The sequence below is a fragment of the Priestia koreensis genome (genome assembly GCF_022646885.1).
In the GTDB taxonomy this organism is placed as follows: domain Bacteria; phylum Bacillota; class Bacilli; order Bacillales; family Bacillaceae_H; genus Bacillus_AG; species Bacillus_AG koreensis_A.
This window is the reverse complement of sequence record NZ_CP061868.1, coordinates 3,080,567-3,098,692: the sequence shown is the minus strand read 5'-3', so window position 1 is coordinate 3,098,692 and position 18,126 is coordinate 3,080,567. Positions and strand designations below refer to the sequence as shown.

General features: G+C 38.7%; 19 protein-coding genes and 1 pseudogene. 13 read left to right on the top strand and 7 right to left on the bottom strand.

Annotation, left to right across the window (positions count from 1 at the left end):
- Nucleotides 1-134: 134 nt before the first annotated feature.
- Nucleotides 135-1,439 carry an aldehyde dehydrogenase gene (locus tag IE339_RS16365; RefSeq protein WP_242169258.1) on the bottom strand — a complete coding sequence of 435 codons (1,305 nt, stop codon included), beginning with the start codon at nucleotides 1,437-1,439 and terminating at the stop codon, nucleotides 135-137.
- Between the two features lie 594 nt (nucleotides 1,440-2,033).
- Between IE339_RS16365 and IE339_RS16360 the strand changes: the two genes are divergently transcribed.
- The 3 genes from IE339_RS16360 to IE339_RS16350 all read left to right on the top strand — a co-directional run bounded on the left by IE339_RS16360 (nucleotide 2,034) and on the right by IE339_RS16350 (nucleotide 3,836).
- On the top strand, nucleotides 2,034-2,372 hold the full coding sequence (locus IE339_RS16360; RefSeq protein ID WP_242169256.1) for a DnaJ family domain-containing protein: 339 nt from the start codon (nucleotides 2,034-2,036) through the stop codon (nucleotides 2,370-2,372).
- 72 nt (nucleotides 2,373-2,444) lie between these two features.
- Nucleotides 2,445-3,128, top strand: a complete 684-nt coding sequence (locus IE339_RS16355) for a hypothetical protein (protein ID WP_242169254.1) — start codon at nucleotides 2,445-2,447, stop codon at nucleotides 3,126-3,128.
- A 114-nt stretch (nucleotides 3,129-3,242) separates the two neighbouring features.
- Nucleotides 3,243-3,836 (top strand): hypothetical protein, encoded by a 594-nt coding sequence (locus IE339_RS16350; protein WP_242169252.1) that lies wholly within the window; start codon nucleotides 3,243-3,245, stop codon nucleotides 3,834-3,836.
- Between the two features lie 79 nt (nucleotides 3,837-3,915).
- Here the strand turns inward: IE339_RS16350 and IE339_RS16345 are convergent, their stop codons facing one another.
- Nucleotides 3,916-4,446 (bottom strand): IseA DL-endopeptidase inhibitor family protein, encoded by a 531-nt coding sequence (locus IE339_RS16345; RefSeq protein WP_242169250.1) that lies wholly within the window; start codon nucleotides 4,444-4,446, stop codon nucleotides 3,916-3,918.
- Nucleotides 4,447-4,832: 386 nt separating this feature from the next.
- Nucleotides 4,833-5,540, bottom strand: a complete 708-nt coding sequence (locus IE339_RS16340; protein WP_242169249.1) for a class I SAM-dependent methyltransferase — start codon at nucleotides 5,538-5,540, stop codon at nucleotides 4,833-4,835.
- A 128-nt stretch (nucleotides 5,541-5,668) separates the two neighbouring features.
- On the opposite strand from IE339_RS16340, the gene IE339_RS16335 reads away from it, so the two are divergent.
- A complete protein-coding gene (locus IE339_RS16335) occupies nucleotides 5,669-5,824 on the top strand; it encodes a hypothetical protein (protein WP_242169247.1) in 156 nt (51 codons plus the stop codon).
- 130 nt (nucleotides 5,825-5,954) lie between these two features.
- On the opposite strand, the gene IE339_RS16330 is transcribed toward IE339_RS16335, so the two are convergent.
- Together IE339_RS16330 and IE339_RS16325 are read right to left on the bottom strand one after the other, a co-directional pair.
- Entirely contained in the window at nucleotides 5,955-6,134 is a 180-nt protein-coding gene (locus tag IE339_RS16330; RefSeq protein WP_242169246.1) for a hypothetical protein, read from the bottom strand.
- Nucleotides 6,135-6,528: 394 nt separating this feature from the next.
- Complete coding sequence (locus tag IE339_RS16325; RefSeq protein WP_053401531.1) at nucleotides 6,529-6,747, bottom strand: hypothetical protein; 219 nt, start codon at nucleotides 6,745-6,747, stop codon at nucleotides 6,529-6,531.
- Between the two features lie 177 nt (nucleotides 6,748-6,924).
- On the opposite strand from IE339_RS16325, the gene IE339_RS16320 reads away from it, so the two are divergent.
- A complete protein-coding gene (locus IE339_RS16320; protein WP_242169244.1) occupies nucleotides 6,925-7,350 on the top strand; it encodes an NUDIX hydrolase in 426 nt (141 codons plus the stop codon).
- Here IE339_RS16320 and IE339_RS16315 read toward each other — a convergent pair.
- Nucleotides 7,347-8,105 (bottom strand): DUF5694 domain-containing protein, encoded by a 759-nt coding sequence (locus tag IE339_RS16315; protein WP_242169242.1) that lies wholly within the window; start codon nucleotides 8,103-8,105, stop codon nucleotides 7,347-7,349. The genes IE339_RS16320 and IE339_RS16315 overlap by 4 nt on opposite strands.
- 182 nt (nucleotides 8,106-8,287) lie before the next feature.
- Between IE339_RS16315 and IE339_RS16310 the strand changes: the two genes are divergently transcribed.
- Complete coding sequence (locus IE339_RS16310) at nucleotides 8,288-10,366, top strand: methyl-accepting chemotaxis protein (protein WP_242169239.1); 2,079 nt, start codon at nucleotides 8,288-8,290, stop codon at nucleotides 10,364-10,366.
- Nucleotides 10,367-10,387: 21 nt separating this feature from the next.
- Here IE339_RS16310 and IE339_RS16305 read toward each other — a convergent pair whose 3' ends face one another.
- Nucleotides 10,388-11,248 (bottom strand): CPBP family intramembrane glutamic endopeptidase, encoded by an 861-nt coding sequence (locus IE339_RS16305; protein WP_242169237.1) that lies wholly within the window; start codon nucleotides 11,246-11,248, stop codon nucleotides 10,388-10,390.
- A gap of 191 nt (nucleotides 11,249-11,439) precedes the next feature.
- On the opposite strand from IE339_RS16305, the gene IE339_RS16300 reads away from it, so the two are divergent.
- The 7 genes and pseudogenes from IE339_RS16300 to IE339_RS16270 all read left to right on the top strand — a co-directional run bounded on the left by IE339_RS16300 (nucleotide 11,440) and on the right by IE339_RS16270 (nucleotide 18,058).
- Complete coding sequence (locus IE339_RS16300; RefSeq protein WP_242169236.1) at nucleotides 11,440-11,913, top strand: DUF2231 domain-containing protein; 474 nt, start codon at nucleotides 11,440-11,442, stop codon at nucleotides 11,911-11,913.
- Nucleotides 11,914-12,002: 89 nt separating this feature from the next.
- Nucleotides 12,003-12,221 carry a hypothetical protein gene (locus IE339_RS16295; protein WP_242169233.1) on the top strand — a complete coding sequence of 73 codons (219 nt, stop codon included), beginning with the start codon at nucleotides 12,003-12,005 and terminating at the stop codon, nucleotides 12,219-12,221.
- A gap of 224 nt (nucleotides 12,222-12,445) precedes the next feature.
- Nucleotides 12,446-13,411 (top strand): hypothetical protein, encoded by a 966-nt coding sequence (locus IE339_RS16290; protein WP_242169231.1) that lies wholly within the window; start codon nucleotides 12,446-12,448, stop codon nucleotides 13,409-13,411.
- A gap of 198 nt (nucleotides 13,412-13,609) precedes the next feature.
- Nucleotides 13,610-14,782, top strand: a complete 1,173-nt coding sequence (locus tag IE339_RS16285; RefSeq protein ID WP_242169229.1) for an iron-containing alcohol dehydrogenase — start codon at nucleotides 13,610-13,612, stop codon at nucleotides 14,780-14,782.
- A gap of 125 nt (nucleotides 14,783-14,907) precedes the next feature.
- Nucleotides 14,908-15,225 (top strand): annotated as a pseudogene (locus tag IE339_RS16280) (manganese catalase family protein); the annotation flags it as partial.
- Between the two features lie 138 nt (nucleotides 15,226-15,363).
- A complete protein-coding gene (locus IE339_RS16275; RefSeq protein WP_242169227.1) occupies nucleotides 15,364-16,653 on the top strand; it encodes a globin-coupled sensor protein in 1,290 nt (429 codons plus the stop codon).
- Between the two features lie 88 nt (nucleotides 16,654-16,741).
- Nucleotides 16,742-18,058, top strand: a complete 1,317-nt coding sequence (locus IE339_RS16270; protein WP_242169226.1) for a globin-coupled sensor protein — start codon at nucleotides 16,742-16,744, stop codon at nucleotides 18,056-18,058.
- Nucleotides 18,059-18,126: the final 68 nt, after the last annotated feature.

Below are 18,126 nucleotides of genomic sequence, written 5' to 3'. Positions count from 1 at the left end.
ATGAAGAAAAAGCTGGATCTATTCCAAAGAACGGAATGGATCCAGCTTTTCTGTCTTACGTGCTACTGATCATCTAAAAAAGCCGAAGTTTTTCAGTGGCCTCAATCGTAGCTTCTCTCTTTTTTGTTATCTTATTATTTTGTTGGGCGGTTTAAAATGCTTTTGAAGTGTGAGAATGTATCAAAGCTTGCTTTACCATGATAAGCACCCATACCGCTTTCTCCTACACCACCAAATGGTAGGTAGTGAGTTGTCATATGTGTGATTGTGTCGTTAATTGAACCGCCACCAAATGAAATGTTGTGTAAGATTTCATTTTGAACTTCTTCGTCTTCAGAGAAGATGTAAAGAGCTAGTGGTTTTGGTCGTTTTGTTACTTCGTCAATTACTTCAGAAAGCTCATCATATACGATCACAGGAAGAATAGGTCCGAAGATTTCATCCTGCATAACAGCATCTTCAAAAGAAATGTTATCTAACACCGTTGGCTCAATGAACAAACGATCACGGTCTGATTGACCACCAACTGCTAAGTCGCCGTTGTCTAAGAAGCCGTGTAAGCGATCAAAGTGTCTGCCACTTACTACGTGAGGGAAGTCAAGGTTTTTCGTTACGTCTTCACCATACGTAGCTGTGATTACTTCTTGTAATTTTTTAATTAGCTCATCTTTTACGCTACGGTGAGCAAGAACATAGTCAGGTGCTACGCAAGTTTGACCAGCGTTTGCGAATTTTCCGCGTGCAATGCGTGCAGCCGTTTCATCAAGGTTTGCATCTTTATGAACGATTGTCGGACTTTTTCCACCTAGCTCAAGCGTTACAGGTGTCAAGTGTTTAGCAGCTGCTTGAGCAACAATTTTCCCTACGCCTGTGCTTCCTGTGAAGAACACATAGTCAAATTTTTCGTTTAATAGCGCTGTGCTTGTTTCGACTTCACCTTCAACTACGCGAAGATATTCTTCAGGGAAGTTATCGTTAATAAGCGTCGCAAGCAGGCTAGATGTGCGTGGTGTTAGCTCAGATGGCTTTAACACTGCTGTGTTACCTGCTGCAATCGCTCCTACTAATGGATTCATTGCAAGTTGGAACGGGTAGTTCCAAGGCGCAATAACGAGTGCTGAACCGTATGGCTCTGGTAAAATGAAGCTTTTTGCACCTTCAAGCATTGCAGGTGTTTCGACTTCTTTTGGTTCTGCCCATGCAGCTAAGTTTTCAACCATATAGTCAATTTCACCGATCACAAGACCAACCTCAGCGCGTTTTGCTTCTACTTCTGGCTTGTTAAGGTCTGCTTTTACAGCATCTAATACATCCTGAGCGTGTGTTTGCACAAGGTCTTTTAATTTATTTAACGTATCAATACGAAACTGAACATCTTTTGTTTGACCGCCTTTAAAGAAGGCATGTTGTTTTTGTAAAAGTTCATGATAATTTTCCATCGAACATTCTCCTTTGTATGGTCTTGAACCTTTCAAGCTTTGGGGACAAGATTTAGGGATCTAAAAGCTTGAAAGGTCAAACCAGATTGATGGGTGTATATTGGGATCATTAGCTCAATCTAAAATTACCTTATTTTTCATTGTGGGCAATTGATTGACCTATCAATTAATGTTGCATTGAGTACTATAATACAAAAAAATAAACTTTGCAACACAAAAGATTTGATGACTGAACTAAAGATACTCCTTATTAAAAAAAGGGTCAATTATTTTGTTTCGAAACCCGAAATAAGTATAAAACTACCGCTTAGGCAGCGTTGATTTTAAGAAAAGAAAACCCATTTCCAAGTAAAAAGAAACAGGTTTGAAAGGGAGTCTAGTATGTTGTTCCCTGATTAAACGAGAACAAACGCAAATTTTTTGTTAGTTTGTGCCAAGTGAAACGGATATAAGCATTGACTTATTTTCCTTCAAAGGATTGGATGAGCGCCCAATTTTCATTCCCAAAGACCTTGTCTAGAAAGACTGTAATAATATGGTACAATGAACACATGAATAAAAGGAAGGTTTTTGAGTCGAAATGGGGGGAGAAGGATGGAAAATAAGTACAACGATTTAATTGGCGATATGTTAAAAAATTCAGGTGATCAAGCTCCACTGAAAGGCCAAGGAAAACCGCTTAGTCAGGATTATTTTAAACGGGACGTGTTCCAAAATTTTGAGAGAGTTGCGCGCGACGCTGGCTATTTGCCACCGTGGCTTCAGCTTCAAAAGGAAATTTCAGCTCTCGTACGTACCTGCCAAACGGAAGAAGAGGTCAACGTGATCAATGAAAAAATTAAGAAACATAACGTTCAATGTCCACCTCCGATGCAAAAAGGCTTCATTAGCTTACAAAATCTTGAACGAGCGAAGAAAATGTGGGAAGAGTAAATATACGTAAATGGGCTTTGGTTCTTAAATGGAACTAAAGCTATTTTTAAGTGTAAGGAAGGAGACTAGAGGATGAAGCAAGAAGAAGTAGTGGGGATCGTAACACAGTTTGCTGCTGAACATCACTATCGTCTAGTAAATGATGCCGTGCCGTTTGAAGAGCTCGCCGTGGGATCACAGGAATATATCGAATTGATTGGAGAGGCGAACGTATGGTGTGGGGATATTTTTACGGTTTTTATGGAGTCTGATCATAAAGCGGAAGTGATATTTAAAACAGGCTTTACAAATAAGCGCGTTTTACGGAAGCTTTCGACCATGTACCTTGTATCATCGATCGAGTGGGAATACGATCAACGAACGGCGCCTCACTGGCATATCGGATTTTGCATTCAGACGATTGAAGATTTTCACAGGCTATTGGTAGATTTTCAAGCGCTCGTCAAAAACGACACAGCTCATCCGTCTGAAGATCATCCACAAATGATTTTTAGTGTGGAGGAATCTTGTATCAATGAGGAAATGTGTACAGTTATTAAAGTGATGGAACAAGAGGATTGGATTCACTTTCGCACTTTTATGAAGGAATATGACCATGACTCTCGCATGCCTGCTATTTCCGACATCATGCGAAAATTCCACGTTAAACAACATTCATATTATGGATTTTATTCAAAGCGTCCTTTAGAAGAAGTGCGTCAGCAGATGGAGTCACATCCGCATTTTACATATGAAGCAGAGTTAAAACATGCTTAAAGGGGGGAACTTATAGTATAGGTTATTTATTTTTTGACAGAAGCGTAATTTTGAATAGGTCACGTACGTCAAGCAGTTGCGGAAACAAAAAGTTCTTCATCGGGGGGATGATGGATGAAAAAAGTAATCATTGGAGCTTTTGCTATAGGAATCATTACTCTTGTTCTGCTGAAATTTGATCATATGCACGTTTCAGCAGAGGAGGCAATCTCTCATGAAAACGACGTTAAAATTATTGAATCAAAGGATATAAAGAACTACGGAAAAATTGTCTTATTTGAGGACGAAACGTTTCGCACGTTTGGTATTAGCCGCTTAGAGAGAAAGTTTGGGTTTTTGTACCGATCTGATGGGGGAACGTTCGGGTATTCGGTTGAAGCAGGAAAACCGTTTAAAGCAACGGGCATGGGAGATCATAGCCGTTTCGTTGTAGCCATTGAAACTGCACCACGGTCAAAAATTCAATACATAGCGCTTGGAAATCATTTGAAAGGAGTATCCCAGACAGCACCATATCATCTTTCGTTAAACGATGTAAAATCACATTCGAAGGTGTACCACGTTCAAAAAGTGAAAAATCGATACGCGCTGTTCGTACTAAATAAATACACGGAGAGCAATTGGAATATTCGTGCGTTTGATAAGAAAGGAAGGCTAGTGGCAGATAAGTTGTTTGCAGGAGAGGCTCGATATGTAAACTGGAAGTAATAATATAGGAAATAACAAAAAACGCGTTGCTTATAAGCAATGCGTTTTTTCAGTAAAGGTAAGGTAAAATGGTTAACGATTATTGCACAGCGTCAAATGTTGTAATTTTCCACTGTGATCCTACTGCTGCAAATGTTACGTGACGTTTTACGCTATCTCCGTCTACGGTTGGAACGGTAAACTCAAATGTACGTGTGCTACCTTGTTTTTTAACAAGCTTTGCTGTTGCATGATCCCAATCAAGCATGCTGAAACCATCACCAATTGGGTGAGCAAGCTTTCCGTTGTATGTCATGTAGTCATAATCTTTTAGTCCTTGTTCAATGCTACCATTTGTAAACGTTTCGTTTAAGTAGTTTGATAGCTTTTCTTTTGTATCAAACTCTTCACAAAGATAGACGTAACCTGCATCTTTATAGTCAAATGTACGAGCTGTACATGAATTGTCTTTTGAACCGTGTAGAGCATTCCAAAAATGTTCGCTGCCATCTGCTGCAAGAGTAATTGCGTTGTTTGTTGATAATGTTTCTGCCGTTGTTTTTGCTGTTGCTTGTGTATGTAATGTAAAAGAAAGTGCCACCACTGATAAAATAAGTCCAAATCGTTTCATGTCTCGTCCACTCCTAATCGTTATATGTCGTTATCTATGTAACAAATATTGTTTTTATATTTCTTTTGTTACATTTATGTTACAACAAAAAGTGACAATTGAAAAGTAGTTTGCCTATATTTTTTTAAAAAAAATTGAGATTTTTAAACATAGATTGATGTAATGGTTGATAATAAAGGCTTTTAAAGGATTGAGATGTAAATAAAATAACGAAGTGATTGAAAAGAAGATGGGGAGAAAGGGAGAGTAATATTACAGTAATGTTACAAATCTGATACATAACGAAAAAAAAGTCCGTAATAAGAAAGAAAACGTGCAGTATCCTTCGCTAGATAGGAAGAGGATAAGAAATATTGAACATTCTTATCCTATATGGAATAAAAAGCTTAGTTTGCTTTAATAAAGAGAGCAGATAATAAATCTGAGCTTCCAAATAGTCTTTCTCCGTCCCGAACATCATTCATTGCCCGAGCATCGATTATCTGAAGTTGATTAAATATGTCTATTAAACGTTCTTTTGTATAGCCAAGACCACCTTGAAGCGTACGAAGTTCATAGACTTCCCAATCTGAAAGCGTTGAACCTCCAAATTTTCCTCCAGGAACAAAGCATGTAATGCCAAAATGTCCGCCGGTCTTTAACACGCGTGTTACCAATTTATTGTATGTAATGCGCCTGTGCGGAGCGAGATGGTGAAAGCACCCAGAATCATAAATGAGATCATATGTCTCTGTACGTAGAGCGGTTTCAAACAGGTTCCCATGAATAAAGCGAATGGAAAGGTTTCGCTCATCTGCTCGTTCTTTTGCCCACTCAATAGACGTTGACGATAAATCAATTGCATCGACTTCAAATCCCTGTGAAGCTAAAAATAATGCATTTCGGCCAGCACCACATCCAATGTCTAATACTTTTCTTCCTGTTAAGTTGACGCTTCTGACGTAAGAAACGAGCGTTTCATCAGGATAGTCTGTGAAGATCGGAATAGGTTTCGTTCGGTCCGTATAAAAATCCTCCCAAAAAGGCTCAGGGTCTCGAAGCAGCGAATCAAGCATTTCTAGTACGTCACTATAGCAATCAATCGTATTTTTCAATAAAACTCACTCCTAACAGTTAGTAACTTAATTGTATTAAAAAGGAAGATAAGATTGGTTACAGATCCTTTACAGTTAGGTGATAGTTAAAGAAACGAGTGAGTGTTTGTAGGGGGAAAACGTACCATTTGAGAGGTCTCTTAGGGGTTTCTAATGATAAGAAAGGAAAAGGCGAAGCAATGGTTGGGATGAAACAAAAATGGAAAATAGACCTATTTTGTTACCTGTTACAGCAAATGAAAAATAAGCAGGTGTCTGTTTGTGTGACAAATGTTACAGATTAATTACAATAAAAAGTTTCATAGGTTTAAATTACCTGATGTTGCACTGTTAGGGATAAATGGATAACGCAAAAATAGCCGCGCTATTCTTTAAAGAAATAACACAGCTATTTGGTAGGGTTTTATTTTAAGGTTATTGGCTAACATGATCGCTCTCTACAAACAGTTCAAGTCCAGGGTGAAATTCTTTTTGATAATGAAGCTCGGTGCAAAACTTTACGGTTGTGGCCTGGAGTGCGTTAGATTTCGATGTATTTAATACTTTATTGCACTTAGGACAACGTTCGCTAAATAGTGATTGAAATAACTTCATCTCTCTCATCCCTTCTCTGAATTAAATTCTGATTTGATTAATAATTCATATGTGTTTAATAAGGATTATATGCAGGTCAAGATAAATTGTCAATAAAAAGTAAAAAATCACCTGCTCACAACAGGATTTTAAGAAAGGAGTGAGGAAGAGTTTAATGAAATTAAAGCTTCGTAATGAGGTAGAACGGGTTTGACAGATACAGTGATTTTATCACCTTATTTTGTATGTGGAGTTATGAAATATAACCAAATATAATAGAAGGTACGAATATTGTGACGAACATCGTGATATTGTCGCAAAGGTAACGGAAAAGAACGTGAACGCTTATGTGACAAAAGTTGAAACGAAAAGCGGTCGCCCATAGCTTCATTTAGAAGTGACGGGCGACCGTTTTTTATTTCTTATTTAAACTATCTTTCATTTGTTGTTCGATTTGCTGACGGATTTTCTCCGTTTCTTCGCATAAAACAGCTGCCGTATTTCCACCAACATAGACAGTGTCGCCAACGACTAACGTCTTTTTGAAAATATCCATTGGGTATTCAAAAGGTTGACCGTTAACATCAACGACGACAAAGCCATCTTTTACAGCACTTACACTACCTTTAATCATTGTCGCATAACCTCGATTTCATCATGTAGTAAAGAGAATAGCTAGAATATTAGCTTCTCTATAGAATAGATTTGATAAACGAACGTACTTTTAGTATATGTGGAAAAAAATCAGGTGTAACGGTCATTTTCATTAGTAAACATGCGGAATTAAACAGGTGATGAAAAGGAGAGAGCGATGACGCTACTATTTGGATTGAAAGAAAAAGACAGACATTATAGGGAGAGAAAGGGTGTATATGGGGTTATCATCAATAAGGAAAAGAAAGTGTTGACGGTTAAACATAGGGGACTTTATTTTCTACCAGGTGGTGGAGTAGAAAGGGGTGAAACGAATGAGCAGTGTTTGCAAAGAGAGATGCTTGAGGAGATCGGTTGTGAAGTCATAAGCCGTACATATATTGGACATGCAAAGCGCTATTTCTATTCTCGCAAAGGAGAGCCGCTTCTTAGTGACGGCTACTTTTACAAAACGTGGATCTCTGCAAGAGTGCAGGAGCCGCTAGAGGATGATCATGAGATATGTTGGTTAAACGTTGAGGAAGCAAAGCAATTACTCTTTCATGATCATCATTTCTGGGCGTTGAAACAAGTATTAAATTAACGGTTGGCTGTGACTGCTCTCGTTAGGTAAGTAGTAGGATTCTCTATGATGAAGCGGTCCCCTTCTTTACAAAACTGCTGAAGTAAATACAGATGACCAGCCCCGTAAATAACCAATATTCGATCATCCTGATCAGTAGTAAGCTCAGCAATTTTTTTGTAAATCAACATATTTCGGTAATACCAGTAGTTCATAACCCACTTCGCTCCAATTGGTTCTCCGTTGTCCTCAAGCAAGGACATATCTATGTACATTTGGTGCATGCTTTTTACGTATGCAGGTTCGTTCATAAAGGTGAGAGAATCACAAACGGTAGAAGAAAGCTTTTGATTGGCCTCTTTTAACCACTTATCAAAAAAATCCTTAATTTTTTCCGCAATGTCAGAGGAATCTCCATCAATGAATGAAAAAATATCGGGAATACCCTCTTCTTCATTAAAATCTCCTGCATAGATCGCGTCATGTCCTAGCATGTCGGCAAGCTTATAGCCGAGCTGATAGATCTCATTTTTTTGGGGCTGCAGCTCACCGTTTCGATATGATTCATACGTCTTAGATAATTCTTTTTGAGCTTTAGATGGATATTCCAAGATAATTTTTGTAGGAGCAAATGCACTTAATTTCTCTAGTACTTCCTGAATTTCGTTTTGTTTGGTTTCCGAAAAGATGTCCATTTCTTCCGTAACTTTGTAATCGGACACCATGGATGTATCAAAATGATTGGTTCCTAACAGCATAATAGTCGGTTTTTTCATACGACCCCTCTTTTCTTTATTTTTCCATTTTAGTATAAGGGAAAGGGTTTTGAATTGAAAGAATAATCAAAAGAGATAGATTTAATCCATTGATGTTAAGGATCATCTATCAAAACCGATAAATAGGAATATTTGCTTTTTTAAGAGAGTGAATGTAATTCAGAAAAAAGAAGGTATTCGATATGAGCAGAGAAACAACATCACGATTAAGGAAAGAGAAGCGGCGTGTGTCTCTTCGGACAAAATGGGTTTTATTCATTTGTATGACGACCTTAATTTCCCTTTTAGGAACGGTGTTTTTTACACAGGTCGTCGTTAAAAACATATTAGAAACGGATAATGAAAAGGCCAACAAAACGAACGCTCGAAATGTAGGTGGACAAATTGCGCTCACGCTTCAAAACTACAATCGTTCGTTAGATCAACTAGCGGGGTTAATTTCAGGAGAGTTGCAGAAAAAAGAGCCGATTGAAAAGATCGACCGAATTCTTCAATCAACGAACGAACACAATCGAGATATCATTTCGGCGTATTATATGGATGGCAATACAGGAAAGCTTCATATTGCACCGTACATGGAGTTTAAAAAAGATGTGCACGAAACGAGAACGTACAAAACGCTTGTGGAAAATCCAAAAACGACGTGGATGGATATTTATGAGGATCAGACTTCTCATAAAGTCATGACGTCTATCATTACGCCCGTCATGATAAATGGAAAAATGGTCGGAGCGCTTGGATATGACGTCGATTTAGGAACGATTGACGGCGCCCGAGAAAATGTTGAAAAATATGCCGGGAATCATATTATCGTCTTAGACTCACAGGGGGTTGCCGTTAGCTCGTTCGTTGAAAATGCCGACGGGAAGAATATGAACCCGAAAAATAGTGGGAAGGTCGAAGGGGTACAGGACGTAATCCGCGATTCAGAGAAATTTGATCGTGCGTACAGCTGGGTGTCTACTTTATTTGATCAGAACGATCAATCTTTGCAAAGTGTAGACATTGCTGGTAAGGAATATACCGGACAAGTATCCACCATTCCTAATGTAAATTGGAAAGTAATTTCACTTACGCCAACAGAAGAGTTTACCTCTAAAATGACTACTGTTCGTCTAACAGGCATTGTATCCATTATTATTGGTCTGCTAATTGGCGCGTTATGTGCCATTTATTTGTCAGGAAAACTTAAAAAGATGATTGCGCAGTTTCAGGTGGCGTTGAAAAGAACGTCAGAGGGAGATTTAATGACCGAGCTTACCGTTCATTCAAACGATGAAATTAAGGATTTGGCGACGAATTACAACGACATGATACGAAATATGCGGGAACTTATACATAAAGTGAATGATAATGTGGCAGCGGTTGATAAAACGACAAGCGGTGTTCATACCATTGCCAATGAAAATAGCAAAGCAATTGGTGAAGTAGCACAGTCCATCAGTGAAATTGCTTCAGGTGCGTCTACGCAATCGAATCAAGTAGAAAAAGGATCACTCGCTATCCAAGACTTAAGCGATGAGATTGTTTCGTTAAACGAGCAGTCAAAGGTAATCGAAGAGGAAATGTCAGGTGCTGCCACGCAAGTAAAAGCAGGAGAAGCAAAAGTTGAAGAGCTAACTAATTCCTATGATCGCCTAGAAAAGGGATTTGCGGATGTGACAAAAATGGTTGCAAACTTGAATAGTAAATCTCAGGTTATTGCGAGTGCAACAGACCGTATTTCAAGCATTGCGGAGCAAACGAATTTGCTTGCATTAAATGCTTCTATTGAAGCTGCACGGGCAGGAGAACATGGAAAAGGATTTGCGGTCGTAGCAGATGAGGTTCGTCACTTGGCCGATGATTCAAAGCAAGCAACGAGAAATATCAATGAGGTTATTACGAGTATTCTAGAGGAAAACAATAAGCTAGTTGAGTTGATGAAGGAAACCACTCAAGTAAATGTAGAACAAAAGGAAGCGGTTCAAACGGTGAGTGCATCGATGACGCAAATAACGCAATCCTTAAATAAAATGGTTCAGTCCATTCTAGCGGAAGCAGCCTCGATTCAAACGATTAATGAGCAGAAGGACTACGTCGTTGCGATGATCCAAGAAATTAGCGCGGTATCAGAGCAAACGACTGCTTCAGCACAGGAAATTGCCTCTATTGTAGAGGAGCAGGCTGCCTCCTCTAGTGAATTAGCACGCTACACAGATCATTTATCACAAACGGTGCAAGAGCTAGATAGAGCCGTAGAAGCTTTTCAAATTCATTAACACAAAAGCCCTGAGTATTTCTCAGGGCTTTTGTGCATGTATCGATAGTGTTTTCGTCTTCATTTTCTGCATGCTTTTTTCATTTTTAGTAAAGACATTCCACAAAGGTATAGCGATAAGTATCCAAATCATAATGCTAATGATTCCAGATTCGCCTGCGATTAGCTCCCAACCGTCTTTTTTACTGTAAAACAGCTGCTCCAAAAATGAACGGCTAAAATTAATAGCGGCATGAAAAATCACAAGCGGCCAAATGCTTTTCGTTTGAAGTCGTACCCACCCCATCACAATTGAAAGGGGGACGATCATGAAGCTAAATAGCATAATATTAACAGAGGTAGTGCCAGATTCATTGTATCCATTTAAATAAAACGGTAGGTGAAATAGTAGCCAGAGTAAGCTTGTAAGAAGAACCGTCATTTTGGTACTTACAACTTTCAGCAGTTGCGTGTGTAAGAGACCTCGCCAACCGATTTCTTCTCCGAATGAGAACAGAAGAAGAGAAAGAAGTGAATAAGCACTTAACGAATGTTGCAGCATGAACCAAAAACGACCTTGTTGCCCATGAAGCCAAGCCGGAAAGCGATCAACGGGTGGTAGATCAATGTATCCGAGTGACCAAGCCATTAAAAAGCTTACAATGATTGGAACACATGATAGAAAACCATATAGGTAACTCTTTAAGCTACCGAGGCGAAAGATACCTATTTCCTTTATAAAATCTTTTTTCATAGTCCAAAAAATAAAGACAAAAAAGGTTGAAAAAAGTGGAGTTAGTTGACTAATCGCAACTAGGAACGGGGTATGTGTAAGATTTAATAGAGTGGTGCTGCCAAATACGAGTATGCAGTATGTAAGGACAAGCGTAAGTGGTTTTTTCATTGTTAATCTCCTTTTTCATAAATGATCTACGTTTAGTATAAAAGAACAGATTTACGCTTACCGCATGCCTATTCTTACAATAAACTTACATAATTGTAAGGAGGAAATAAATGGTCATCTCATGGAACTCTTTTATTCTATGTGTAATAAAGTAGTAAGGACTCACGTTATTGATGAGAGGGGGAAAACTCGTGTTTGAAGAAGTGCTCTCACATATTCATCCAATTATCGTTCATTTTCCAATTGTGATTATTATCTTAGCAGTTTTCTATGATTTATATCTTATTTTTATTAAGCGGACATTTTCAGCTAAAAAGGGATATGTTTTATGGGTTATTGCGTTCGTTGCGGCTTGGATTGCCGTAGGAACTGGACCAGAAGAAGATGCGCGCGGAAATACCAATGTGTTTCATCTGCATGAAAATTTGGCGCATCTTACAACTATCGTCGCATTTTTAGTTGCAGCACTCCGCTCGTTCTTTATATGGAAGAAAAAAGAAATGACGAAACGCTGGCTTGCTGTTTATTTGGTACTTTCCATTGCCGCTGCCGGTGGCATTTTAGGGGTCGGATATTATGGTGGAAAGATGGTATATGATCAGGGAGTCGGTGTTAAAATTCATGGGAAATACGTGAATCCTCCGAAAAAATTACCTCACGATTAAAGGAAATAAAAGGATCATAAAATGTCGATGACTTTAAATTGATGCAAGAACATTTGTTCTGTATAATCATTTTAAGGAGATGATGACAGATGAAAAAAATCCTTCAACGAGCATTGGAAAGCGACGCGTCTGTTGAAATAATCTACATGGATGGAAACGGCACAATTACACAGCGAACGGTTATGATTCATGACATTCATCCCACCTATATAAAAGCGCTGTGTCTCATGCGAAATCAAACGAGGATCTTTTCTATTTCAAATATATTGGCTGCAAGCATGACCAAAGCGAAAAGAAAGCTTGCTTAAGCTGTTTCTACTCATCAAGCCATGTGTTTATGGTTTGATGGTACATAATGAAGATTTACGGAATGAAGTTATACATCGAATGGATCATTAAAGCATTGTCTCAGGGGGGAATAGTTAGAAAATTTTATCTTTTTGTCATTTTGAGAAGGAGATTACCGGTTTTTGTCGAATGGTTGACGATAATACGTCACATGTATACATCTTAAGAATCGAGGTAGTGAAAAATGGAAGCAGATTTAACGATCCATTTACATACAAAATATTTAGTGAATGATCAATATGGAGAAATAGACGAAGAGAACCTTAAGCTTATTCAAGCAGGGTTGACGCATTTTTTAAGTCAGCTAGCTGAAATGGGGCACTTAGTTATTCAATCTCTTAAACAAGTCCACGTGCCAAATAACTTTGAAAAAGAGGTTCAGTTGTTTGGAAGAGTAGTAAATATAGATGAAGAGCAGGCGATTCAAGGTATTGAACAAAGTCTTGCTGTGACCGTTTTTTATACAAACGAAGCAGGGAAAGAAGAGCAGGCATTGTTTTTACGCTATGAGGGGCTTGAGGCCTTATTTTCGCCAAACGATGAATATGCAGAAGCGAGCAAACAAGTGAAGTATGCAATTTATCATGAGCTTGCACGTATCGATCAGTATACGACTCAAAAGCTAGCTGACGATGCCAAACGCAATTTGTTGCCATCGCTTTTAGGAAAGCTATCCCTTAACACATGGCAGAAATACTATGCCTCACGAAAAGCAGCATCTATGTTTCCACCGGGAGATATAGGGATCGAGTCATTGCATGGGGTGCTGAATTGGTTTTACGACCGAACGGTTTATCATAAAAACAACCATCAAGGAAATTATCATCACTTGCTTAGAAGTATTTATGAAGACATGGGGTATGTACTTTTTACCGCTGCAGCCATTCATGGCAATATTGACGGTCTTCAAGCGAGTGAAGAAAACAAAAAAGAGCTTCTTTCCCGCATTCTCATATTGTTTGAGGAAAGCTATTGGATGACACATTTTGAAGAGCTAGGAAATGAGCTAAGAACGCTTTTTGGTTCATATCCACACTGGCAAAACGGCAGTGAGCTAGAGAAAATAAACGAAATCATTTTACGTACAATGAATGATTTCGGTGTATTTCCTGAGGATGCCAACGAGCAGATATTTGTCAGAGTTGAATAAAATGATGGGAAGAGCATTCACTAAGGTGAATGCTTTTTTTGATGCATCTAGGCACTTATAGGAAGATTGCGAAAAAATAAATAGTTTATGAAGTGAATGATTATGCTTGATTGTCGAACAATTTATTACTATAATGACGTTCTTGTCCTAAAGATAACAGTAAATAAACTACATAATAAAACTAGGAGGAAACGACTTATGGAAAACTTTCAGTATAAAAATCCAACGAAACTTATTTTTGGAAAAGACCAAGTTGGAGCTTTAAAAGAAGAGCTTCCTCAATATGGCCGTAACGTATTGCTCGTTTACGGTGGTGGAAGCATTAAGCAAAACGGTCTTTACGATCAAATCAAAACTATTTTAGATGAGCTAAACGTTAATGTACACGAGTTAGCTGGAGTGGAACCTAACCCTCGCTTAGCAACCGTTAAAAAAGGAATTGAGGTTTGTAAAAATGAACAAATCGACGTTTTACTAGCGGTTGGCGGCGGAAGCGTTATTGACTGTACAAAAGCGATTGCAGCAGGAGCGGTGTACGAAGGAGACGTTTGGGATATTATTAACAAACAGGTAGCAGCAACAAAAGCTCTTCCGTTCGGAACGGTGCTAACGCTTGCGGCAACTGGTTCAGAAATGAATCCTGATTCTGTTATTACAAACTGGGAAACAAACGAGAAATACGTATGGGGTAGCCCAGCGACACACCCTGCATTCTCAATTCTAGATCCAACAAACACGATGTCTGTTCCGAGAGATCAAACGGTGTACGGCATGGTTGACATGATGAGTCATGTATTTGAACAATATTTCCACAATGTAAAAAATACGCCTCTTCAAGGCCGTATGTGCTATTCCGTTCTTCAAACAGTGATTGAAACGGCACCAAAACTGTTAGAGGATTTACAAAGCTACACACATCGTGAAACGATTTTATATTCCGGTACGATTGCCCTTAATGGAACATTGCAAATGGGTTACTTTGGCGACTGGGCGTCTCACACGATTGAACATGCTGTATCTGCGGTATACGATATTCCACATGCAGGTGGCTTGGCCATTTTATTCCCGAACTGGATGAGACATGTAGTGGATCAAGATGTAACACGTATGAAGCGTCTAATGACAAATATGTTTGACCTTGAAACAGAAGGAAAAAGCGATAAGGAAGTTGTATTAGAAGGAATTGATCGCTTGAGTGCATTCTGGTCAAGTCTTGGGGCACCTTCACGCCTTGCTGATTACGATATTGGCGAAGATCGTCTAGAGGAAATCGCTGAAATTGCGGCAAAAGAAATGAAGCACGGTGGATTTGGAAACTTCCAATCATTAAACAAAGAAGATATTTTATCTATTTTACGCGCTTCTCTATAAGTCTATCCATGAGACCATCGGTAATTATACCGGTGGTTTTTTTATTGGAAACAGCTAAAAGAGGTGAAAAAAGCATAGATTGGTTTTCAAAAAGCTACCAATAAGTTAAACTCATCCATACGATCTTTTTAATCGCTAGGGCTACATATCACCAAAATCAGTGGTATGTAGCCATTAAAGAAATAGAAGAAAGAGAAAAGGATATTGTGGTTCCCTCTACTTTTCCAAGAGAGTTTGAAAAACAAGAAGTATTCCACACGTTATTTAATTTTTCTCGAGGTGAAGACAGTAAAAAAGAACAATGGGCTCACGGCCCAAGTTTTGATGGCAGTGGAGAGTATAAGTATGAATAGCTATTTGCGACTAGGGAAGCACCGATACTAAAGTCTGCTCCGCCTGAGTACCATGATACCATTCCACACGATCGAAGCGATGAAGGCTAAAAACACACTTTGAATGAAGGTGTGTTTTTTATGTGTAGAAAATGATGTTATCGCTAAACATAATTCCTCCATTTGTGTAAAAAAATGCTATAATAGGTACGGTTTTTTGATCATTTACAAGGATAGGGGAATAAAGGAATGTTCTTACAGAGAAAAGGAAAAGGGCAAAAGGACCATTCACAAGTGCTATATAAAGGAATGATTAATCTTCCAGCAAATCATCCGCTTTGGAAACAGCTCAAGATGATCGAATTCACAGTGGGAGATGCAGGAGTTTTGCATGAAATTAAGCCGCTCGTAGCAGAACATATAGAAGGGATTGTCGAGCAGTTTTATCGTAATCTGGACCATGAAGAGCGCTTAAGCACGATCATTCAAACGTATAGTAGCATTGATAAGCTAAAGCAGACGCTTACAGATCATATTATTGAAATGTTTAATGGCCAAATTGACGAGGCGTTTATTAACAAAAGAATGCGCATTGCACACGTACATGTTCATATTGGTCTGGAACCAAAATGGTACTTGGCAGCTTTTCAAGACTTGTTAAGGTCATTTTTGACGATTTATAAAAGCAATGCAACAACAATTGATGACTACGATCGCTACGTTGTTGCAACATCAAAAATATTAAACTTCGAACAGCAGTTGGTTCTGGAGGCGTTTGAAAAAGAAACGATTCGCATACGTAAAAAGCAAGAAGAAGAAAAATTGAAGTTAGTAAGAAAGATGGAAGACACGTCCAATCATTTAGCGGATATTTCTACAGAAAACAGTGCTTCTGTACAGCAGCTTGTAGCACAGTCACATCAGGTAGTAGAGTTTTCACAGAAAGCCACAACGTTAGCCGATGAAGTAGAGAAAAAATCACAAAAAGGAATCTCTCAGCTAAAAGAGCAGCAAAAGGAAATGGAACGGGTTCAAACGTTTATGATGACCATTCAAAAGGAAATGAGAGAACTTCATACAATTTCAGGGAAGATTACAACAATCGTCGGACTTGTGACCGCTATAGCCGATCAAACAAATTTATTAGCTCTGAACGCTGCTATTGAAGCCGCAAGAGCAGGAGATGCTGGAAAAGGCTTTTCAGTCGTTGCGAGCGAAGTACGTAAGTTAGCGGAACAGACGAAGATGTCGGTGAACGACGTGTCTAATTTAATAGAAGATACAAACAAGCAAATCAACGCAGTGTCAGGCTATATTAAAGAAGTGGATGAAAGCATTAATCAAGATACAAAAAATATTCAACACCTTCAAACGTTTTTTGAAGGGATTCTCTCCACAATGAATGTTAGTAAACAACAAAATGCCGTAGTAGAAAAGCAAATCCATGAATTTGATGGGGCCATTCAACAAATCAGCGCTACCGTTGATCGCGTTTCTATAATTGCGCAAGAATTGGTTGATATGAGAAGGAGGAAATAAAGGGTATTTTTATAAAATTATTCTACTAATGTTAATAAGTGCTATAATAGAACCGGTTTAATTATAAAATGGAACAGGGGCCTATTACATGTTTTTTAATAAGAAAGAGAAAAAAGAACATTCTATTCATCAAGTGATTGAAGAAGGTACAATTACGCTAGATGCAACAGACGAGCTTAATCAACAGCTACAGCTTATTCATCTTACGACTAAGGATTTAGGAAGGTTAAGAGAAATTAAGCCGTTTGTTCAAGAGCATCTAGACACATTGGTTCATCAGTTTTATAAGGATATTAACCATAACGGGGCGCTAGATAAGCTCGTGGAACAAAACGGTGGATCGGCTAAATTGCAGCAATATTTGAAGGGGCATATTGAGGAAGTTTTCTCGGGCTGTATCGACCGCGACTTCGTGCAAAAGCGCCTGAACATAGCACGTTTGAATGTACAAGTTGGCTTAAAGCCAAAGTGGTATCTGTGCGGGTTTCAAAACCTTCTCTGGTCTATTGTGAATACGTACAAAAATCAAGTGCAGCATATAGCCGACTATGAGCAATATATTAGTGCGGTGACCAAAATTCTTAGTCTCGAGCAGCAGCTCGTGTTAGAAGCCTATGAGGAAGTAAGAGACGGGATGCGCATAGCAGAAAATGAAAAAAGGCAGCATTTGCTTACCCAAATGGACCACACGTCTATTAATCTAGTGGATATTTCAAGCGAAAATAGCGCAGCCGTGCAGCAAATTGTCTCGCAGTCCACTCAAATCGTTACCTTTTCACAAAGGGCAACGGAAATGGCAACGGACGTAGAAATTCAGTCGAATAAAGGAATGACGCAGCTTCAAGAGCAGCATGAAGAAATGCAGCAAGTGCAGCAATTAATGAAAACTATTCAAGGAGAAATGAAGGATCTTAAAGACATTTCAACGAAAATCAACAACATTGTTGGTCTCGTCACGTCTATTGCGGATCAAACAAATCTTCTAGCGCTCAATGCGGCGATTGAGGCAGCACGAGCAGGAGAAGCTGGAAAGGGCTTTTCAGTCGTTGCGAGTGAAGTGCGTAAGCTAGCCGAGCAAACGAAAATGTCGGTTAGTGATGTAGCCGATTTAATTGAGGCAACGAACAAGCAAATTAGCCAAGTTTCTGGCTATATTGAAGAAGTAGATGATTCAATTAGTGAAGATGCAAAACAGCTTCAGCAATTACAAACGTTTTTTGAAGAGATCGTTAACACGATGAAACAAACCAAAGACCAAAATGCGCTTGTAGAAGCACAGCTAAATGAGTTTGATGAAGCAATTCAGCAAATTAGTACTTCTGTAGAGCAGGTCTCAACTATTGCCCAGGAATTAGTAGAAATGAGAAATGATGAAGACAGTGTAAAAGTCTTAGCAAAGAGCTAAGGCTTTTTTGTTTTTTTAGATATGATAACGCTATCATTTTTGAGAATAAGCAAATGTATAGAAAATCA